At 58.4% G+C, this 20,034-nt stretch carries 15 protein-coding genes and 1 tRNA gene; 3 read left to right on the forward strand and 13 right to left on the reverse strand.

Translation table 11 applies throughout. From position 1 onward, the window contains the following. The 8 genes from D8779_RS10470 to rpsU all read right to left on the reverse strand — a co-directional run bounded on the left by D8779_RS10470 (window position 1) and on the right by rpsU (window position 10,724). Window positions 1–507 (reverse strand): hypothetical protein, encoded by a 507-nt coding sequence (locus D8779_RS10470; protein ID WP_136664342.1) that lies wholly within the window; start codon window positions 505–507, stop codon window positions 1–3. Window positions 508–593: 86 nt separating this feature from the next. After that, complete coding sequence (locus D8779_RS10475) at window positions 594–1,625, reverse strand: hypothetical protein (protein ID WP_136664343.1); 1,032 nt, start codon at window positions 1,623–1,625, stop codon at window positions 594–596. 11 nt (window positions 1,626–1,636) lie between these two features. Beyond that, window positions 1,637–2,164 carry a PAAR domain-containing protein gene (locus D8779_RS10480; protein WP_136664344.1) on the reverse strand — a complete coding sequence of 176 codons (528 nt, stop codon included), beginning with the start codon at window positions 2,162–2,164 and terminating at the stop codon, window positions 1,637–1,639. 362 nt (window positions 2,165–2,526) lie between these two features. After that, window positions 2,527–2,603 (reverse strand) — tRNA-Ile (locus tag D8779_RS10485). A 15-nt stretch (window positions 2,604–2,618) separates the two neighbouring features. Then, window positions 2,619–6,353, reverse strand: a complete 3,735-nt coding sequence (locus D8779_RS10490; protein WP_136664345.1) for a bifunctional diguanylate cyclase/phosphodiesterase — start codon at window positions 6,351–6,353, stop codon at window positions 2,619–2,621. Between the two features lie 103 nt (window positions 6,354–6,456). Beyond that, window positions 6,457–8,301: an RNA polymerase sigma factor RpoD gene (gene rpoD / locus D8779_RS10495; RefSeq protein WP_136664346.1), complete on the reverse strand. Its 1,845-nt coding sequence runs from the start codon at window positions 8,299–8,301 to the stop codon at window positions 6,457–6,459. Window positions 8,302–8,366: 65 nt separating this feature from the next. Further along, window positions 8,367–10,343: a DNA primase gene (dnaG, locus tag D8779_RS10500; protein WP_136664347.1), complete on the reverse strand. Its 1,977-nt coding sequence runs from the start codon at window positions 10,341–10,343 to the stop codon at window positions 8,367–8,369. 165 nt (window positions 10,344–10,508) lie between these two features. After that, window positions 10,509–10,724, reverse strand: a complete 216-nt coding sequence (gene rpsU / locus D8779_RS10505; RefSeq protein WP_003296736.1) for a 30S ribosomal protein S21 — start codon at window positions 10,722–10,724, stop codon at window positions 10,509–10,511. Between the two features lie 206 nt (window positions 10,725–10,930). Between rpsU and tsaD the strand changes: the two genes are divergently transcribed. Continuing rightward, on the forward strand, window positions 10,931–11,956 hold the full coding sequence (tsaD, locus tag D8779_RS10510; protein WP_136664348.1) for a tRNA (adenosine(37)-N6)-threonylcarbamoyltransferase complex transferase subunit TsaD: 1,026 nt from the start codon (window positions 10,931–10,933) through the stop codon (window positions 11,954–11,956). 35 nt (window positions 11,957–11,991) lie between these two features. On the opposite strand, the gene plsY is transcribed toward tsaD, so the two are convergent. Next, window positions 11,992–12,561 carry a glycerol-3-phosphate 1-O-acyltransferase PlsY gene (plsY, locus tag D8779_RS10515; RefSeq protein WP_136664349.1) on the reverse strand — a complete coding sequence of 190 codons (570 nt, stop codon included), beginning with the start codon at window positions 12,559–12,561 and terminating at the stop codon, window positions 11,992–11,994. A gap of 74 nt (window positions 12,562–12,635) precedes the next feature. Here plsY and folB point away from each other — a divergent pair, with 74 nt between their 5' ends. Both folB and folK read left to right on the forward strand, forming a co-directional pair. After that, window positions 12,636–12,992 (forward strand): dihydroneopterin aldolase, encoded by a 357-nt coding sequence (folB, locus tag D8779_RS10520; RefSeq protein ID WP_136664350.1) that lies wholly within the window; start codon window positions 12,636–12,638, stop codon window positions 12,990–12,992. Further along, entirely contained in the window at window positions 12,983–13,519 is a 537-nt protein-coding gene (gene folK, locus D8779_RS10525) for a 2-amino-4-hydroxy-6-hydroxymethyldihydropteridine diphosphokinase (RefSeq protein ID WP_136664351.1), read from the forward strand. Before folB ends, folK begins: the two co-directional genes overlap by 10 nt. An 11-nt stretch (window positions 13,520–13,530) precedes the next feature. Here the strand turns inward: folK and D8779_RS10530 are convergent, their stop codons facing one another. The 4 genes from D8779_RS10530 to D8779_RS10545 all read right to left on the reverse strand — a co-directional run bounded on the left by D8779_RS10530 (window position 13,531) and on the right by D8779_RS10545 (window position 19,790). Then, on the reverse strand, window positions 13,531–14,769 hold the full coding sequence (locus D8779_RS10530; protein ID WP_136664352.1) for a multifunctional CCA addition/repair protein: 1,239 nt from the start codon (window positions 14,767–14,769) through the stop codon (window positions 13,531–13,533). A gap of 165 nt (window positions 14,770–14,934) precedes the next feature. Next, entirely contained in the window at window positions 14,935–16,506 is a 1,572-nt protein-coding gene (locus D8779_RS10535) for a SpoVR family protein (RefSeq protein WP_136664353.1), read from the reverse strand. Next, window positions 16,503–17,771 carry a YeaH/YhbH family protein gene (locus D8779_RS10540; protein ID WP_136664354.1) on the reverse strand — a complete coding sequence of 423 codons (1,269 nt, stop codon included), beginning with the start codon at window positions 17,769–17,771 and terminating at the stop codon, window positions 16,503–16,505. The genes D8779_RS10535 and D8779_RS10540 overlap by 4 nt, the downstream gene beginning before the upstream one ends. A 96-nt stretch (window positions 17,772–17,867) precedes the next feature. After that, window positions 17,868–19,790: a PrkA family serine protein kinase gene (locus D8779_RS10545; RefSeq protein ID WP_136664355.1), complete on the reverse strand. Its 1,923-nt coding sequence runs from the start codon at window positions 19,788–19,790 to the stop codon at window positions 17,868–17,870. Window positions 19,791–20,034 lie beyond the last annotated feature (244 nt).

Consider the following 20,034-nt stretch of genomic DNA (forward strand, 5'->3'; position numbering starts at 1 on the left):
TTAGCGCGATTTGCGTTCGAGTTCTGCTATTTCGGCAAAGGCTTTTCGATGCTCGGCTTGCGAGGCGTAGTCGCCGCTGATTTCCTTGGCATCTTTTCCGGTTAGGTCATTGCCAGTCAGCGCATCGCGCGCGAACAGGATGGCAAACTTCCGACCGTCCAATTCCAAGTAGAGGTAGTAGTAGTCTTCGGGCTTGTTGGGCTCGGCGAAGGCGCTGTAGGTATAGCGGATGCGATAGCTGAGATCGGGCGGGTTCAGTATCAGTGCCTGGGTATCTGTGTCTTCAAGGTAGCTGCTGTCGAAGGCTTCGGCCGCGGCATAGGGAAGCTCGGCCAATTGCTCGGGTTTAAACTGCCTGAGCTGGCTGCGTAGCATGGTGACATTGCTGGCTCCGCCGTCGGCCTCAATGTTGCGTGGTTTGTACATGCCACTAACAAACCACTGGCTGGCATCGAACATCTCTTCGACTTCGAAACCGCCGTAATACATCATGATTTTTTTAGGCATTTGGCTTTCCTTGGCATTCAGATAAAGCCCGGTCGCCAAGCTGGCGACCAGGGCAATGCTACATAGCAATAGCTTGTTCAAGCGCCTCATAGTGGCTTGTATTCCCGCAGGGTGGCCGGCACCCCAGTGGGCGAGTCGCCTGCACGCACAGGGCGAACCGCCCCCTCAGCGTCCAGTGGGTAACCTATGGTTCGATCATTTCCATCGCGACTATTGGCATGGCGTACTAGGGCCTCATCCTGCGCGCTGGCAGTTCTGATCGGTGTCTGCGGCGCGGTTTCGTTAGGTAGTTGGGCGTTTGCGTCTTTACTGGTCTGTCGGTGCGCGGCTAGACGCCTCTGATAGTCGCTGAGTCGGCGTCTGTATGCCTTCATTGCTTGTGCGTCGGCTTTGGTTTTCTCCTGGGCATTGGCTAATCCTGCACGATCACTAGCATTGCCATAGGTCTGGTCATAATTGCTGCGCCGTGGGAATGCCCAAACAGAGGTCTGAGCGGTGTTGGCGATCAACTGCGCCAGGCTTTTCTCGTACAGCGGGTCTTCGTCCTCGCTGACGTGTACGTCGGCATGAATACCAAGGCCGGTACGGCAGGCGTAGGAGTGAATCTTGGCGCTTAGGTCGAACGCTTCAGGCTTGAGCATCTGAGCTTGAGCATCGCGCATGCGGTAGCTGTCGGCCTTATCCAGCTCATAACCAAACTCGATGGTGCCAACCAGGCCGTGGGAGAAAAAGTCGAGCTGCTTGATCTCGCGCTTCTTGCTGATGCGCAGGTTGATAAAGTCGAGTAGTTGGGCGATGGAGTCCAGTTCTCGGTACTTAGCGCCATAGCGCGTTTCAACCACGTCCTTTACGGCATCGAGCAGGGGGCGTTCGTAGTCTTCTGTGAAAATCAGAAAAATTCGTTGGGTTGCATCGTTAGCACTTGCGGGCGGATAGAGGCGAGTTTGCCGGATGCCCTGATTGATAAAGCGCATCTTGTTGCCTTTCTGCCCCCGAAGTTTTTCCATCAGGGTCATATGCGAGGCACCGACCACAGTAATGAAGTCGCGCTGTAGAGAAACAGGGATCTGTTGAATCGCGTGCTGGGAGCTGGTCTTGCCCTGGTGAGGTGCTGTCATTGCATCTGTCCTTAGAAGCTAATGCCTTTTTGCTTGAGGTGGTTAGCGGCATCCCGACCCCAGCGAACGACCACAGATTGTGGGTCTTTGGTAAATACCCGCTCGGTATTGCCGTAGCCATTGGTGTAACCCACAAAGCGCTGGCCATCGTCGCACTCCACGCAGTAGAGCGCGTCCTCGACTGGCTGGCCGCTATTGCTGTCTATCAACTGGTACTGCTCGCTGTGCCTGGGCAGGATCTCTGGTGCGCTGAACGGCGCGCTGCCCGATTGAGTGCCGACCAGTACGTCGCCTGAGCCAGTGATGATGACCCCGCCATGGGCGGTGGCACTGCCCAGAAAGGCAATGGGCTTGCCATTGACCAAGATGCTGCCGATGCCTTCGGTGACCGCATCGCCACAGGCCGTACTGTCACCGACCCGCAGGGTGGGAAGGTTGTTGATCAGTACATCCGGCGAACCATTGGTGGTCGGGTTGGTGCCATGCCCAGGAATGGGGCACGCATTTAAATCGCTAAGGCGGGAGGCGGGTTTTGCCATGGCAGTCGTCCTTGTGCCGAATCATCAAGCATTCTGAGCTCCATGGGATTTTTCCGTTGTGGCTAAGTTCACCTTTCGCGGCTTAAACATTCTGCGTGCGGCAAGCGCGGCCTATCGACAGGCCTGCCACTCGTTCAGCGGAGGGAGGTGTTTCGGCGCGCATGGGCCACAGGTCAGCAATATGCGCACGCAATAGTTGCCCGGAAACTGCATTCGCCAATGACCGACCGCTACTTTAGTTGGACGCATCTTTCCCTGCTCCCAAACGGCACCGTACTGGATTTTCGCTTTCGAACTGTAGGGCTGGTCTAGCTGCTTTTCCTGCAGACATGAAAAAGCCGCGCAGTGCGCGGCTTTGGAGTTGGTGGGCCCACACGGACTCGAACCGTGGACCAAAGGATTATGAGTCCTCTGCTCTAACCAACTGAGCTATGGGCCCTCAGAAGCGGGCGGATTATACCGGTGCCTTCTCGGCAGCGCCAACCGAATGGCGTGGTGAGAGGAAGTTTTGTGCAAAGGCCTCTGCATGGATCGCACGGCTGATCACGAAGCCTTGGATCTGTTCGCAGCCTTCGGCGGCAAGGAACAGTTCCTGCGCCTTGGTCTCTACCCCTTCGGCAATCACCGTCAATTGCATGCTGCGGCCCAGGGCGATGATGGCGCGCACGATGGCAACGTCGTTAGTGTCATTAGGTAGGCCGTGGACGAAGGATTGGTCAATTTTTAAGGTGTCGACCGGCAGACGCTTGAGGTAGCTGAGTGAGGAGTAGCCGGTGCCGAAATCATCAATGGCCAGTTGAATGCCCAGGCTCTTGAGCTGATGCAGCAGGCTTAATGCTTCTTCAGCCTGGTTCATGATGAAACTCTCGGTGATTTCCAGCTGCAGCAGTTCAGGGGGCAGGCCGTTGTCCTCCAGTAGGCTGGAGATACGCACTAGCAGGTGCGGCTGGCGCAACTGCACGCCGGTTAGATTGACGGACAGTGGGCCAAATGGTGCGTGCTGTTGTTGCCATTGCTGCATTTGCCAGCAGGCCTGGCGCAGCACCCAATCGCCGAGCGGGATAATCAGTCCTGTTTCTTCGGCCAGGGGAATAAAACGATCGGGTGGGATTTCGCCGAACACCGGGTGATTCCAGCGCACCAGGGCTTCGGCGCCGATCAGGCGGTTGCTGCTTAGGCAGCGTTTAGGTTGGTAGTAGAGCTGCAGTTCTTCCTGCTCGATGGCGCGGCGCAACTCACGCTCCAGGGCCATGCGCTCGGTGGCCTGGAAGGTTAGGTCGCGTGTATAGCGCTCCACGCGGTTGCGCCCGCGTGCTTTGGCGCGATACATGGCTGCATCGGCATTCTTCACGAGGGTCGCGACGTCCTTGCCATCATCCGGGTAGCAGCTGATACCGATGCTGGCGCTAATAAACAGCTCTTGCTCGTCGAATCGGAACGGCAGGTTGAAGCAGTCGAGTAGCTTGTGCGCCACTAACTCAGCGTCGCTTTTGTGTTGTAAGCCAGGCAGCAGGATGATGAATTCGTCGCCGCCTAGGCGCGCCAGGGTGTCAATGTCACGTAAGAGCGCTTTTAGTCGCTCGGCAATGCTCTTGAGTAACTGGTCGCCGACTGGATGACCGAGGCTGTCGTTGATGTGTTTGAAGCGGTCCAGGTCGATAAACAGCACGGCCCCTAAGCCTTGATCGATTAGTGCGTCGTCGATGGCCGTGAGCAAGCGGGCTTCGAATAGCATGCGGTTAGGCAGGCCTGTGAGGGGGTCGTGATGGGCTTGGTGATCAAGTCGTGCCTGGGCGTGCTTGAGCGAGCTGATGTCGGCGAAGACCCCGACAAAGTGGGTGATCTGCTCTTCGCTATCGCGAACGGCACTGATAGTCAGCCACTCAGGGTAGAGCTCGCCGTTCTTGCGTTTGTTCCAAATCTCACCTTGCCAGTGGCCCGACGCGCTGAGGTTGTGCCACATGGCGGCGTAGAACGCACTGTCGTGGTTGCCGGATGCGAGCAACCGTGGCGACTGGCCAAGGGCTTCGGTTTCGCTGTAGCCGGTGATGCTGGTGAAGGCGCGGTTAACCGCGGTGATGCGCTGTTGCAGGTCGGTAATCATGACGCCTTCGGCTGTGCTCTCGAAAACGGTCGCGGCTTGCAGTAGATGTTCCTGCATCTGTTCGCGTTCGGTGACGTCGCGGGCGATGGTCAGCATGCAGGTATCGCCTTCGATGGGGATCGGCTGCACCGCCATTTCACAGGTGCGCAGCGAACCATTACGGGTGCGAATAAGGGCGCGAAAGTCCCGTACAGAGCCGTGCTGTTGTACCTGTTCGAGCATGCGGGTGCGGTCTTCCGGGTTGGCCCAGATGCCTAGCTGCAGGGTCGAACTGTCGGTTGCCTCATTGATGCTGTAGCCGGTGATGCGGCTGAAGCCTTCGTTGACGTCCAGGAGTTGGCCGTCGCTTAAGCGAGTGATCAGCAGTCCATCCGGAGAGGCGTGGAAGGCTTTGGCGAATTTATCTTCGGACAATTTCAGGCGCTGCTGAGTGTCTTTCAGTTCACTGATGTCGCGCACGGCTACGACCAGGGTGCTGGCGCCATCGAGGATGACCTTCTGCGCGGAAATCAGTGCTGTGAATTGGCGGCCATCGCGGCGCCGGAACGAGCCTTCAATGTTGTGTGCGTTACCTTTGCGCAGCACTTCAAGAATGCGTGGGCCGGTGCCCTGATCGTTCCACAGGTCTAACTCTGAACTGGTGTGGCCGATAGCCTCTGCGGCGCTGATGCCGAATTGTTGTTCGAAGGTTTGGTTGACCGCCAGCAGCTTGCCATCGTTCAGGTTGAGCAGGGCGATGATGTCGGGGCAGCTGTGGAATACCGAAGAAAACTTCTGTTCTGACAGGGCGAGGGCCTGCTCGGTCTGCTTGGTTTCGGTGATATCGATCAGCAGGCCACGCAGCATCTGGCTGCCATTTTGCGGTGACAGCGTGACGATGTCGCGTACCCAGACTTCACGGCCGTCGGCGGCCAGCATGCGGTAGTCCAGACTGTGGTCGCGTCCGGCCTGCGTTTCAGTGCGGCAATAGTCGAGGGTGCGGTGCGCGTCATCGGGGTGCAGGATGCGTTCGATAAAGCCAGGCTGGAGCCAATCTTGAGCGGGGTAGCCGAGCAGCCTTTCTGCCTGGGGGGCGACATAGGTGAAGCGAAAGTCACTCGGGTCCATTTGCCAGGCGATTGCATTCAAGCTTTCGACCAGGCCGCGGTAATGCTGCTCGCTATTGCGCAGCTCGTCTTCCAGCATGGTGCGCCTGCGCATCTCGCTGCGTAGGCGATGGTTGATGCGCAGAATACTGAAGATGATCAACAGTGCTGCCAGCAGCCCCGGTAGACCAAATAGCAGCAGGCTGCGCCAGAACGGGCGTTGGTCAATCGGCTCGCCAACCCAGCGTTGCTGAATGTCGGCGATCTCACTTGGGGTGAGCTCACTCAACACCTTGTCGAGAATGCCGGCCAAGACCGTTTGATCCTTGGGAACCGCCATGGCCAGTTGGTAGCGGTACGGCGTTTGGCCGCTGATGATAATGCCGTCGAGTTTGAGCTGGCGCAGGTGCCAGACGCTGGAGGCGAGGTCGCCGACCATGGCGTCGGCTTGACCGGACGCTAGGGCTTGCAAGGCTGCAGCCACGCTGGGGCGTGGCCAGAGGCGCAGCTCAGGGTGCTTGTCGCGAAGCAGTTCGTGGGTGGCGTAACTGTCGACTACAGCCACTTTTAGCCCCTGCAGCTCGCCTAGCTTGCGTGGTTGCGGGCCTTGTTCCTGGGTCAGGATGACAATCGGAAAATCGAGGTAGGGGCGGGTGAACGTCAGGTACTGCTCGCGCTCTGGGGTGGCCATCAGGCTAGGCAGTAGGTGTACTTTGCCGGTTCTGGCGTCGGCCAGTACTTCGCTCCAGTTTTGCGCCGGTGCCGGGCGTAAGTTGATCGATAGGCGCTGCTCTATCACCCGCACATAGTCGGCAGCGAGCCCCTGATACTGGTCCTCGTTGTCGATAAACTCATAGGGTGGCCAGTCTTGATCAACGCCCAGGCTGAGTTCGGGGTGGGCAGCAAGCCACGCCTGCTCTTCTGCAGTCAGCTCCAAGCCGACTGCAGGCAGGGACCAACAAGCCAGACACAACAGGAGGGTGGCCAAAACACGCGGCATGGTCGGGCTCGTTTATGGGCAATAGGAAAAGTGTAGACCTGTGCAGCAGGCCTTGGTAGTTGCCCATAATGCAAAACCCCCGGCAGGGCCGGGGGTTTTGGTATCACTCGTCGAGGAAAGAGCGTAGATGCTCGCTTCTCGTCGGATGGCGTAGCTTGCGCAACGCCTTGGCTTCGATCTGACGAATCCGCTCGCGGGTTACATCAAACTGTTTACCGACTTCCTCAAGGGTGTGGTCGGTATTCATGTCGATGCCGAAGCGCATGCGCAGGACCTTGGCTTCACGTGCAGTGAGGCCGGAGAGAACTTCGCGTGTCGCTTCTTTGAGGCTCTCAACGGTGGCGACATCGATTGGCGACTGCATGGTCGAGTCTTCGATAAAGTCGCCCAGATGCGAGTCTTCGTCATCACCGATCGGGGTTTCCATGGAGATCGGCTCTTTAGCGATCTTCAATACCTTGCGGATTTTATCCTCAGGCATCTCCATGCGTTCGCCCAGCTCTTCCGGGGTCGGTTCGCGACCCATTTCTTGCAACATCTGCCGAGAAATACGGTTGAGCTTGTTGATTGTCTCGATCATGTGCACCGGAATACGGATGGTGCGGGCCTGGTCGGCAATCGAGCGAGTGATCGCCTGACGGATCCACCAGGTGGCATAAGTCGAGAACTTGTAGCCGCGACGATATTCGAACTTGTCCACCGCTTTCATCAGGCCGATGTTGCCTTCCTGAATCAGGTCGAGGAACTGCAGGCCGCGGTTGGTGTACTTCTTGGCGATCGAGATCACCAAACGCAAGTTCGCTTCAACCATCTCTTTCTTCGCGCGGCGGGCCTTGGCCTCGCCGATCGACATGCGACGGTTGATGTCCTTGATTTCCGCCAGGGTCAGCTCGCATTCGGCTTCCAGGGCAGACAGCTTTTGCTGGCAACGCTGGATGTCGGTTTGCAGCGTACCGATGGCTTCGGCGTACTTGGCTTTGCCTTTAGCGAGGCCTGCGGCCCACTCGGCGTTGATTTCATTGCCAGGGAACAGCTTAAGGAAATCGGCGCGCGGCATGCGGGCATCACGCACGCACAGTTGCATGATGGCGCGTTCCTGAGCGCGCAGGCGCTCCAGTGAGCTGCGCACACGAACAACCAGAGCGTCGTACTGCTTTGGCACCAGCTTGATCGGCATGAACAGAACGGCCATTTCTTTCAGCGCGGCGATGCCTTGCTTACTGCTACGGCCATGCTTTTTCAGGGCTTTCTTAGCCAGCTCAAGGGCATCGCCAATCGCGGTGAAGCGGCGCAATGCCTCTTCAGGGTCCGGACCGCCGTCGCCTTCTTCTTCCTCGTCGTCGCTGTCGTCGCTGTCGTCGTCGCTGTCATCGGCGGCGGCATCGCCGTCTTTGGCAGGAACAGGCGCAGCCGCTTCAGCGGGTACGATGCCGTCATCCGGATCGATATAGCCGTTGAGGACTTCGACCAGGCGGCCACCGTCGGTGGTAACGCGGTTGTACTCGGCCAGAATGCTGTCGACAGTACCGGGGAAATGAGCGATAGCGCCCATTACTTCACGGATGCCTTCCTCAATGCGTTTGGCGATTTCGATCTCGCCTTCGCGGGTAAGCAATTCTACGGTGCCCATTTCACGCATATACATGCGCACTGGGTCCGTTGTGCGGCCGATATCGGTCTCAACCGCTGCCAGCGCTGCGGCCGCTTCTTCAGCGGCTGCCTCGTCGGTATCGGCGTCGGCCAACATAAGGGCGTCCGCATCCGGAGCGCTCTCGTGTACGGGAATCCCCATGTCGTTAATCATGCGGATGATGTCTTCCACCTGTTCCGGATCAGAAATATCTTCCGGCAGGTGGTCGTTGACCTCTGCGTAAGTCAGATACTTCTGCTCACGACCCAGGGTGATCAACTCTTTGATACGAGACTGCTGTTGCGCTTTTACGGACATAACACCCTATCCACTGAAGGTCTGGCGGGCAAAAACAAGCCGCGGATTATACCCGAGTAATACCCCTAAGCGCCAGTTGGACTCGGGATTACCGGTGATGCATTACGGCTCAGCAAGCTACGCAGCTGATCTTTCTCTTCTGCGCTCAACTCACTTTGACGGGCTTTGCGCAGCAAATGTTCCAAGCTGCGCTCGCGTTGGCGGGCTACTAGACTAGTTATAGTGTCGAAAAACTGTTGTTCAAGGTTGTCGGCCGAAATCAGCCATTCCTTTTCTGCCAGGGCGCGCAATAAACGGCCCTGCTCGGTACCGTGCCAGCGTGCAATCAGCTGCAGCGAGCGTAGGTTAGGGTTTTTCTGCAGTGCCCCAAGTAGGGCGACCAGCAGTTGCGCATAGGTGTCGTCTTCGCCGGCGAAATGGCTGACGTCTTCGACCTTTTGCGCTAATTGCGGATGATGCAGCAGGGTGCGCAGAGCGCTCAAGTGCGGTGATTCCACGCTCACCGCAGTTCGTGGTGCGCGTGGCGCGAATTCACCTTGACCTTTTTTGTTCCATTTGCCGCCGCCTTTTTTCCAGCTGCCCTTGCCGTTGTTGGGCTCGAAGTGTGTGGTGGGGCTGGGATTTTCGTACTCGTTGCGGCTGGGCTCGACATCGTAATAGGCGCTGTCGGGGATAGCTGCGTAATCCGGGTAATCGCTGGGTGGGGCGTTGTTGTGGCTTGGCTGGCTGCTGCGCGCGGCTGGCGCCGTTTGCTGCATGGCCTCGCCGGAAAGGCCGGTGATTTCGCTCAGGCGCTGGCGCATCAGCGCGCGCAAGTTGTTGCCGGGAATTTTGTCGATCAGCGGCACGGCCAGTGTCATCAGGTGCGCCTTGCCTTCCAGTGAGCGTGGGTCGGCTTCCTCGCTGAGCTGTTGGAAGAAATAGTCGGCCAGGGGCTGGGCGTGCTGGTTGATGCGGGCGCGGAAAGCGTCGGTGCCTTCACTGCGCACTAAGGTGTCTGGGTCTTCGCCGTCGGGTAGAAACAAGAAGCGTGCGCGGCGACCATCCTGCAGGCTCGATAAAGTCGACTCCAGTGCGCGCCAGGCGGCGTTGCGGCCGGCGGCATCGCCGTCGAAGCAAAACAACACGCTGGGTACGACGCGGAACAGGCGCTTGAGGTGTTCTTCGCTGGTGGCGGTGCCAAGTGTGGCGACGGCATTGCGTAGGCCTTGTTGGGCCAGTGCGATGACGTCCATGTAGCCTTCAACCACCATGATTTCGTCGAGATCGCGGTTATGCTTGCGCGCTTCGAACAGGCCATAGAGTTCCTGGCCCTTGTGAAATACCGGGGTTTCTGGGGAGTTCAGGTATTTGGGTTTCTCGTCGCCCAGCACGCGACCGCCAAAGGCGATTACCCGGCCGCGACTGTCGCGAATAGGAAACATAATGCGATCGCGAAAGCGGTCGTAGCGCTTGCCGCTTTCGGCGTTTTCCACCAGCAGGCCCGCGTCGATCATGGCCTTTTGTTGCAGGCTGTCGCTGGCTAGGTGTTTGTGCAGGTTGTCCCAGCCGGGCGGGGCGAAGCCCATGCCGAAGTCGCGGGCAATCTCGCCGGAGAGGCCGCGGCCTTTTAGGTAGTCAATCGCGGCTTTACGTTGCGGGTGGTTTTTCAGTGCCTGTTTGTAGAATTCGGCAGCGGCCGTTAGCAGCGGGTAAAGCGGCGAGTCGGTGGGTTGGCGCGGCTTGTTGTTGCGTCCGCCTTCCTCGCGGGGTACTTCCATGCCGGCGCGCTTGGCCAGGTCCTCGATGGCTTGGGGGAAATCAAGCTGATCGTGATCCATGACAAACCCCAGGGCGTTGCCGCCGGCCCCGCAGCCAAAGCAGTAATAAAACTGTTTGTCCGGGCTGACGCTGAACGAGGGGGTTTTTTCTTTATGGAAGGGGCAGCAGGCGGTGTAGTTCTTGCCGGCTTTTTTCAGTTGGATGCGCGAAGCCACCACGTCGACGATATCGGTGCGGTTGAGCAGATCATCGATAAAAGACTGTGGGATCAGGCCGGCCATAGGCGCTCAGAATATTGTCATGCGTGAGAGCAAAGCAATTGTTGGGCAAAAACTAAAAGACTCCGAACATCACCCTGAGGTGCGCGGAGTCTAAAAGTGAAACCCAGGCGAGGCCGGGTGTCAGGCGTTGCTTGTAGTTAAGCGTGCAGGCCGAAGCCGCAGTGCTTAGTACAGGCGTACGCTGCGGCGCTGCTCGCGCTGCACTTTCTTGGCGTGACGTTTAACAGCTGCTGCTGCTTTGCGCTTACGCTCTGAAGTCGGTTTTTCGTAGAATTCACGGCTGCGAACTTCAGCCAGAACACCGGCTTTTTCACAGGAGCGCTTGAAACGGCGCAGGGCTACGTCGAACGGTTCGTTCTCTTTAACTTTTACGGCTGGCATCCAGGGCTTACCTTCTCTCATTACCGGGGGGTAACGTTGCTCCTGGCAAATGACGCTGGAGAACGTAGGTTTTTAAGGGTTGCGGATGTTACCGTCTCATCAAGAGGAATGCAAAGCCTCTGATCGAAAAGCGCTGGCCGGCTCGCGGCAGCGACCATTATCATGCGCGCCTTCGAAGCCGTACACACTACTACAAGGCACTGCCCATGCTGGTTCTGGGATTGGAAACCTCCTGCGATGAAACCGGTGTCGCGCTCTACGACAGTGAGCGCGGCCTGCTGGCTGATGCGCTGTTTAGTCAGATTGATTTACACCGAGTTTATGGCGGCGTGGTGCCAGAGTTGGCCTCGCGCGATCACGTCAAACGCATGCTGCCGTTGATTCGCCAGGTGCTCGACGAGGCTGGTAAGCATAAAACTGACATCGATGCGATCGCGTATACCGCCGGCCCCGGGCTGGTTGGCGCATTGCTGGTTGGGGCCTCTTGTGCTCAAGCCATGGCCTTTGCCTGGGGCATTCCGGCGCTCGGTGTGCACCATATGGAAGGCCATCTTTTAGCCCCGATGCTTGAAGAGCAACCACCGGCTTTTCCGTTCGTCGCTTTGTTGGTGTCTGGCGGTCATACCCAGCTGGTTCGCGTAGATGGCATTGGCCAATATCAACTGCTTGGCGAGTCCCTTGACGATGCGGCCGGTGAGGCTTTTGACAAGACCGCCAAGCTGATGGGGCTGCAATATCCAGGCGGCCCGGAGATTGCCAAGTTGGCCCTGAGCGGTACACCCGGGCGCTTCAAGTTCCCACGGCCGATGACTGATCGCCCTGGCCTGGAGTTTAGCTTCAGCGGGCTGAAGACCTTTACCCTCAATACGTGGCAGAAGTGTCAGGCCGAAGGCGATAACAGCGAACAAACCCGTTGCGACATCGCCTTGGCATTTCAGCAGGCGGTGGTCGATACCCTCACCATCAAATGCAAGCGCGCGCTCAAACAAACCGGGCTGAATAATCTGGTGATTGCGGGAGGGGTGAGTGCCAACCAAGCGCTGCGTCAGTCGCTTGAGAAGATGCTCGGTGAGCTGAAGGGTGAGGTGTTCTACGCCCGCCCAGCATTCTGTACCGATAACGGTGCGATGATTGCGTATGCCGGTTGCCAGCGTTTGCTGGCGGGGCAGCATGAGGATTTGAGCATTCAGGTGCAGGCGCGTTGGCCGATGGAGCAACTGCCCGCGCTGTAAGCGCAGCGTTGATGAGCCGGGCTCAGTGGGTGGATTTAAAAATGCCGTTCACGGCCGGCGTATAGATCGCGTAGATTGCCGCGATGTCGCCAAACGATCAGCCCGGTTAGTGCGCATACGGGCAGCAGGGCGGCGGGTTGTTGCCAGGCCAGCAGTGGTAGGGTCAGCGGCGTGGCGATCAGCGCGGCCAGTGAGCTAGTGCGGGTCAGAATGAAGGTCAGCAGCCAGGCAGCAACGGCCAGTAACGCGGCTGGTGGGTACAGGCCCAGGAGCATGCCGGCAGCTGTAGCGACGCCCTTGCCACCATGGAAGTTGAAGTACAGCGGGTACATGTGGCCGATAACAGCGGCTAAACCGATCCAAGCTTGCTGGTGCAAGCTGAAGCCGAGCAGGCTCGCGATGACTACAGGCAAGAGGCCTTTGAGCAGGTCACCGATCAGCGTCAGAATAGCCAGGCGCTTGCCGGCCAGCCTGAACATGTTGGTGGCGCCGGGGTTGCCTGAGCCACTGGCGCGCGGATCTGGCCCGCCGCTAAGACGGCTGAGCAAAATGGCGAAGGACAATGAGCCAAGCAGGTAGGCAAGGGTTGCCAACAGCCAAAACATGGTATCCATTCCAGGGCGAGGGAGTCCTGATTCTAACTAGGTGCGACAGTCTTGTCGTGCCACGGAGAGCGTGCTTGGACACAGTTTTTATCGAAGGTCTGGAAGTCGATACCGTCATCGGCGCCTACGACTGGGAGCGCAGCATTCGTCAGTGTTTGCGGCTGGACCTTTACTTGGGCTGGGATAACCGCCCCGCTGCAGTGAACGATGACCTGGATAAGGCGCTTGATTACGCCAAGGTGTCGCAGCGTATTCAGGCTTTTGCCAGCGAGTCGCAGTTCATCTTGGTAGAAACCTTCGCTGAGCGTTTGGTGCAGCTGTTGATGGATGAGTTCCAGGTCCCTTGGGTGCGCCTCAAGCTGACCAAGCCAGGCGCGGTGCCTGCTGCCAGCGGCGGTGTCGGGGTGGAGATCGAGCGCGGATGTCGCTAACTCCCGTTCTGTTGGGGCTGGGCAGTAATGTCGAGCGCGAAGCTCACCTGTGCGCCGGCCTCGATGCGCTCGCTGACCTACTCAGTGATATGCGCTGCTCGCCTGTATTTGAAAGCCAGGCAGTTGGCATCAAGAGTGGGCCATTCTTCAACTTGGTGGTGGCCGGTTACAGCGCGCTGCCATTGGCTGAGCTGGATCGCCGCCTGAAATTTATCGAAGCCGATAACGGCCGCTATGCGCCCGAGCGCAAAGGCCTGCCGCTGGATATCGATGTGTTGTTGTATGGCGATTTAGTCGGCAATTTCGATGGCCTGATTCTGCCGCGCGCCGAAATCCTCAAAAATGCCTTTGTGCTTTGGCCACTGGCTTTGTTGGTGCCGAGCTTGCTGCACCCGGCGCAGCAGCGCAGCTTTGCTGAACTATGGAAGGCGGCGCAGATTGACCAGCAGCTGTGGCCGGTGGCGTTCAGCTGGCGTGATCAACCGCTAACGCCGGCGCCGTTGCTTCAGGCGTATCCGGCGACATAGTCCTGCGGGGGCTAACGAGGTTGCGCTGCGGTATTTGCTTTATAAGTGCTAAGTGCATTCAGCCGCTCGCGATTTAACGCCTCGCCCAAGTCTGCCCCTTTGAGCCCCTGTGCGAGCAAGGGATGCACCGCGACTGCTCGCGCCGCCTGCATGGCCGCGCGCAGGTAACCTGCTTGTGGGTAGTCGCGTTGTTCCAGGCCGAGGCGGCCGCGGGCGTCCATTTCACAGGCGGCAATAAACTCTTCAAAGCGCTGTGGGCGACGGAACACGTCGAAACCTTGCAGCAGCTTGAGCAGGGTCGAGGCTTTGAGTTCCATGGCGCGGTGACCGTGAGTGTGGAATTCGCCAACCTGTAGCGCCAGTTCCTGGCAATCCTTGGGCGCTTTACAGCGCTGGTTGATCGCGCGAATCAGTTTCAAACCTTTGTGTTCATGGGCGATATGTCGCGGCCACTCGGCCTCGGGCGTTAGGCCTTTGCCGACATCGTGCAGCAGGCAGGCCCAGCGCACGGTAAGCGGTTGCTGGTGTTCGGCGCATTGGCGCAGCACGCTGAGGACATGTGCGCCGGTGTCGATTTCCGGATGATGAGCCGGAGGCTGTGGGATGCCGAACAGTGCGTCGACCTCCGGCAATAGCACCTGTAATGCGCCGCAGTCGCGCAGTACCTGGATGAACACATCTGGGCGCGGCTCCATCAGAGCGCGGGAGATTTCCTTCCAGCTGCGCTCGGGTGTCAGCGCGGTCAGCTCGCCGGACTCACTCAGCTCGTGCATCAGCGCCATGGTTTCTGCTGCGACGCTAAAGCCAAGCGGTGCATAGCGTGCGGCAAAGCGCGCAACACGCAAGACCCGGAGCGGATCTTCGGCGAAAGCCGGGGAAACGTGGCGCAGCAGTTTGGCGTCGAGGTCGCGCTGGCCGCCGTAGGGGTCGATCAGCTTGCCTTGGCCGTCTTCGGCTATGGCATTGACGGTCAGGTCGCGGCGAATCAGGTCGTCTTCCAAGGTGACGTCAGGGCTGGCGAAGAAGGTGAAACCGCCATAACCGTGCCCACTTTTACGCTCAGTGCGGGCCAGTGCGTACTCTTCGCCCGTCTGCGGATGCAAGAAAACCGGGAAGTCCGCACCCACCGGACGGTAGCCCAGTTCGAGCATCTGCTCGGCACTGGCGCCGACCACCACCCAGTCGATCTCGCTAATGCTTCTGTTTAACAGGCGATCACGTACTGCGCCGCCCACTTTGTAAATCTGCATGCCGAATCCTCCGTTGGCTAAAGCATAACGGCTGGGAGGTGCGGCTGTCTGGTTGGTGCCTTCGCCGGAATAGCATCCGTGCGAGGGTTTATGGCGCCGCCTGCAATAGATTCCCGCTGTATTAACAGCGAACGCAGGTGCGTGTCATCGCGAGCGCGCCACCGATCAGATAGGCGGAATCATCAGGTCGAGGCGCGGGTAGTCGCTACCTTGTTCAGTTTCATGCTTGGGGGGCACGTGTTGGGTGCCGATCAACTGGTCACCTTGGTACAGCTCCAAGTGGATATTGAAGCCCCACAGGCGGTGCAGGTGTTTGAGCACCTCCTCGGTCGAGCTGCCCAGCGGTTTGCGATCGTGCTGCTGGTGACGCAGGGTTAGGGAGCGGTCACCGCGGCGGTCGATGCTCCAGATCTGCACATTGGGCTCGCGGTTGCCCAGGTTGTATTGCGCTGCCAGGGTTTCGCGGATGGCCTGGTAGCCAGGCTCATCGTGGATAGCCGGTACGTAGAGTTCGTCTTTTTGGTCGTCATCGAGAATGCTGAACAGCTTGAGGTCACGGATCACCTTGGGCGACAGGTACTGCAGGATAAAGCTCTCGTCCTTGAAGCTGCTCATGGCGAATTTCAGGGTGCTCAACCAGTCGCTGCCGGCGATCTCCGGGAACCAGCGGCGATCTTCTTCGGTAGGTTCTTCGCAGATACGGCGAATGTCGCGGTACATGGCAAAGCCCAGGGCGTAGGGGTTGATGCCGCTGTAGTAGGGGCTGTCGAACGGCGGCTGGTAGACCACGCTGGTGTGCGATTGCAGGAACTCGATCATAAAGCCTTCGGTGACCAGGCCTTCGTCGTAGAGGTCGTTCATCAGGGTGTAATGCCAGAAGGTCGCCCAGCCTTCGTTCATCACCTGGGTCTGGCGCTGCGGGTAGAAGTACTGGGCGATCTTGCGCACGATGCGGATGATCTCGCGCTGCCAGGGCTCCAGCAGCGGGGCGTGTTTTTCCAGGAAGTAGAGGATGTTCTCTTGTGGTTCGGCGGGAAAGCGCGTGCTGTCCTTGTCGCCGCCCTTGCTGGCGTTTTTCGGGATGGTGCGCCACAGGTCGTTGATCTGCTTTTGCAGGTGTTCTTCGCGATCCTTCATGCGCCGGCGTTCTTCCTCGGCGGAGATCGGGTAGGGGCGCTTGTAGCGGTCGACGCCGTAGTTCATCAGGGCGTGGCAGGAGTCGAGCAAATCTTCCACCGCGTCGATGCCGTGGCGCTCTTCGCATTGCATGATGTACTGCTTGGCGAACACCAGGTAATCGATGATCGAGCTGGCATCGGTCCAGGTGCGGAACAGGTAGTTACCCTTGAAGAAGCTGTTGTGGCCATAGCAGGCATGGGCAATCACCAATGCCTGCATGCAGATGGTGTTTTCTTCCATCAGGTAGGCGATGCAGGGATCGGAGTTGATCACGATCTCGTAGGCCAGGCCCATCTGCCCGCGTGAATAGCCTTTCTCGGTGGCGAGGAAGTGCTTGCCGTAGGACCAGTGGTGATAGCCCAGTGGCATGCCGACCGAGGCGTAGGCGTCCATCATCTGCTCGGCGGTGATTACTTCGATCTGGTTGGGGTAGGTGTCCAGCGCATAGCGCTCGGCAATCCGGCTGATCTCTCGGTCGTATTGGCGGATCAGTTCAAAGGTCCACTCCGAACCGGTGGAAATAGGTTGGCGGCGCTTGCTCTTGTCGGTGCTGGTCATGATGTCAGCCTCCGCTGGAACAGGTCGCGGAATACCGGGTAGATGTCACCGGCCGACACCAGTTGCTGCTGGGCGAAGGTGTCGGCGAAGGCCGCGCTGACCTGTTCGTATTCAAACCACAGTGCTTGGTGCTCGCGTGGGGTGATTTCGACGTAGGTGAAGTACTGCACGAACGGCATGATCTGGTTGATCAATATATCCCGACATACCGGCGAGTCGTCATTCCAGTTGTCGCCGTCCGAGGCCTGGGCGGCGTAGATATTCCATTCGTTGATGGGGTAACGCTCGCTCATGACCTCATGCATCAGCTTGAGTGCGCTGGAAACGATGGTGCCGCCGGTCTCGCGAGAATAGAAAAACTCCTCTTCATCGACCTCTTTGGCGCTGGTGTGGTGGCGGATAAACACCACATCAATCTTGTCGTAGTTGCGCTTGAGGAACAGGTACAAAAGGATAAAGAAGCGTTTGGCGATGTCCTTGGTCGACTGGGTCATGGAGCCGGAGACGTCCATCAGGCAGAACATCACGGCCTTGGAGCTGGGGTTGGGCTGCTTCACCAGTAGGTTGTATTTGAGGTCGAAGGTGTCGAGAAAGGGTACGCGCTTGATCCGTGCACGCAGCTTGCTGACCTCTTCTTCCAGCGCCTGAATATCGCCCAGGTTGTCCGGTTGCTCCTGCTTCAGGCGCTCAAGCTCGGCTTGGATATCTTTGAGCTTGTGCCGGCTGCTGCCGGACAGAGCAATGCGCCGGGCGTGGGCCGAACGCAGAGTGCGAACGATATTGATGCGTGACGGGTTGCCTTCGTTGCTGATGCCCGCTCGCACGCTTTTAAAGGTGTCGCTGCCGGTCAGGTGGCGTTTTATCAGGTTGGGCAGCTCGAGGTCCTCGAACATAAAGTCGAGAAACTCCTCCTGAGTGATCTGGAAGACGAACTCATCGATGCCTTCGCCCGAGTTACTCGCCTTGCCAGCACCTTGGCCGCCACCACCTTGCGGGCGGGCAATTTTTTCGCCGGTAGTGAATTCGCGGTTGCCGGGGTGCACGGTGGTCTGCCGGCCGCCGCGGCCATGATGTAACACCGGTTCATCGATGTCTCGGCCTGGAATACTGATCTGTTCGCCGTGCTCCATGTCGGTGATGGAGCGGCGGCCGACCGCTTCCTCAACGGCCTTTTTGATGTGGTCGCGGTAGCGCCGCAGGAAACGCTGGCGGTTTACCGTGCTTTTGTTTTTGCCATTCAGGCGTCGGTCGATCACATGGCTCATCACTGCCCTCCGTGCGCTGCAGGTAGCAGGCGCGGATACGGCAGAGCTTGTAATACCCGCTCTGCACGAATCCGCAGCCTGTCACGTCAGGCCGTTTTATTGCGATTTGCGAACCCGCAGATACCACTCAGAGAGCAGGCGTACCTGTTTGTCGGTGTATCCGCGTTCAACCATGCGCGTGACGAAGTCGTTGTGCTTCTGTTGATCCTCTTTGCTCGCTTTGGCGTTGAAGCTGATGACCGGCAGCAGGTCTTCGGTGTTGGAGAACATCTTCTTCTCGATCACCACGCGCAATTTTTCGTAGCTGAGCCAGGTGGGATTTTTGCCATTGTTGTTGGCGCGGGCGCGCAGCACGAAGTTGACGATCTCGTTACGGAAATCCTTGGGGTTGCTGATGCCAGCCGGTTTCTCGATCTTCTCCAGCTCTTCGTTGAGGGCCACGCGGTTGAGGATTTCGCCGGTTTCCGGGTCGCGGTATTCCTGGTCCTGAATCCAGAAATCGGCGTACAGCACATAGCGATCGAAGATGTTCTGCCCGTACTCGCTGTAGGACTCCAGGTAGGCAGTCTGGATTTCCTTGCCAATAAACTCGATATAGCGCGGCGCCAAGTACTCCTTGATAAAGCGCAAGTAACGCTCGCGCACTTCGGCAGGAAATTGTTCTTGCTCAATCTGCTGCTCCAGCACGTAAAGCAGGTGCACCGGGTTGGCAGCAATTTCGTGCGGGTCGAAGTTGAACACTTTGGAGAGGATCTTGAAGGCGAAGCGGGTCGACAGGCCATTCATGCCCTCATCGACGCCGGCAGTGTCGCGGTATTCCTGAATCGACTTGGCTTTGGGGTCGGTGTCCTTGAGATTTTCGCCGTCGTACACGCGCATTTTCGAGTAGACGTTGGAGTTTTCCGGCTCTTTCAGGCGGCTGAGGGTGGAGAACTGCGCGAGCATCTTCAGCGTGTCCGGCGCGCAGTGGGCCTTGGCCAGGGAGCTGTTGAACAGCAGTTTGTCGTAGATCTTGATCTCGTCGGTGACGCGCAGGCAGTAGGGCACCTTGACGATGTAGATGCGGTCGATAAATGCCTCGTTGTTCTTGTTGTTGCGAAAGCTATGCCATTCCGATTCGTTGGAGTGGGCCAGCAGAATGCCGCTGTAAGGAATCGCGCCGAGGCCTTCGGTGCTGTTGTAGTTACCTTCCTGGGTGGCAGTCAGCAGTGGGTGCAGCACCTTGATCGGTGCTTTGAACATCTCGACGAATTCCATCAGGCCCTGGTTGGCTCGGCACAGGGCGCCCGAGTAGCTGTAAGCATCGGCGTCGTTCTGTGGAAATTCCTCCAGCTTGCGAATGTCCACCTTGCCGACCAAGGCGGAAATGTCCTGGTTGTTGTCATCGCCCGGCTCGGTCTTGGCCACGGCGATCTGATTAAGGATCGAGGGGTAGAGTTTGACCACGCGGAACTGGCTGATGTCGCCACCGTACTCTTGCAGGCGTTTGGTGGCCCAGGGCGACATGATGCTGCCTAGGTAGCGGCGCGAAATGCCGTAATCCTCTTCGAGAATGGCGCCATCCTCGGCATCACTGAACAGGCCGAGTGGTGACTCGAATACTGGCGAGCCTTTGATCGCGTAGAACGGCACCTTCTCGATCAGGTGCTTGAGTTTCTCGGCCAGCGAGGATTTACCGCCGCCCACCGGGCCGAGTAGGTAGAGAATCTGTTTCTTCTCTTCCAGGCCCTGAGCCGCATGGCGGAAGTAGGAGACGATTTGGTCGACGCATTCTTCCATGCCGTGGAAGTCAGCAAAGGCGGGGTAACGGCGGATCACCTTGTTGGAGAAAATCCGCGACAGCCGCGAGTTGCTTGAGGTGTCGAGCAGTTCAGGCTCGCCGATGGCCATTAGCAGGCGCTCGGCCGCCGAGGCATAAGCACTGCGGTCTGTTTTGCACAGTTCGAGGTACTCCTGGAGGGACAGTTCCTCCTGGCGAGTCGCTTCGAAACGTTGTTGGAAGTGGCTGAAAATGCTCATGACTTCACCTCGCTCGATGCGCAGAGCCGGTGCGGGATCGGTCAGGTGCTTGGTAGCTCCGGTGCGGATGCAACCGGGATTAAACCCCCAGAACACCAAATAGTCTTACCGATGGCCCGATGCCGTGTGGCCGGCTCTACCTTGTTTTAGATGGCCTGAGCTAAAGGATAGTTCGGAATCGGCGGGGGCAAGGGGCGCGCGACGATAACAGGATATTACCGCTGGTCGGGAGGGGCCGGCAGGC

It is taken from the genome of Pseudomonas leptonychotis, assembly GCF_004920405.1.
Taxonomy (GTDB): Bacteria; Pseudomonadota; Gammaproteobacteria; order Pseudomonadales; family Pseudomonadaceae; genus Aquipseudomonas; species Aquipseudomonas leptonychotis.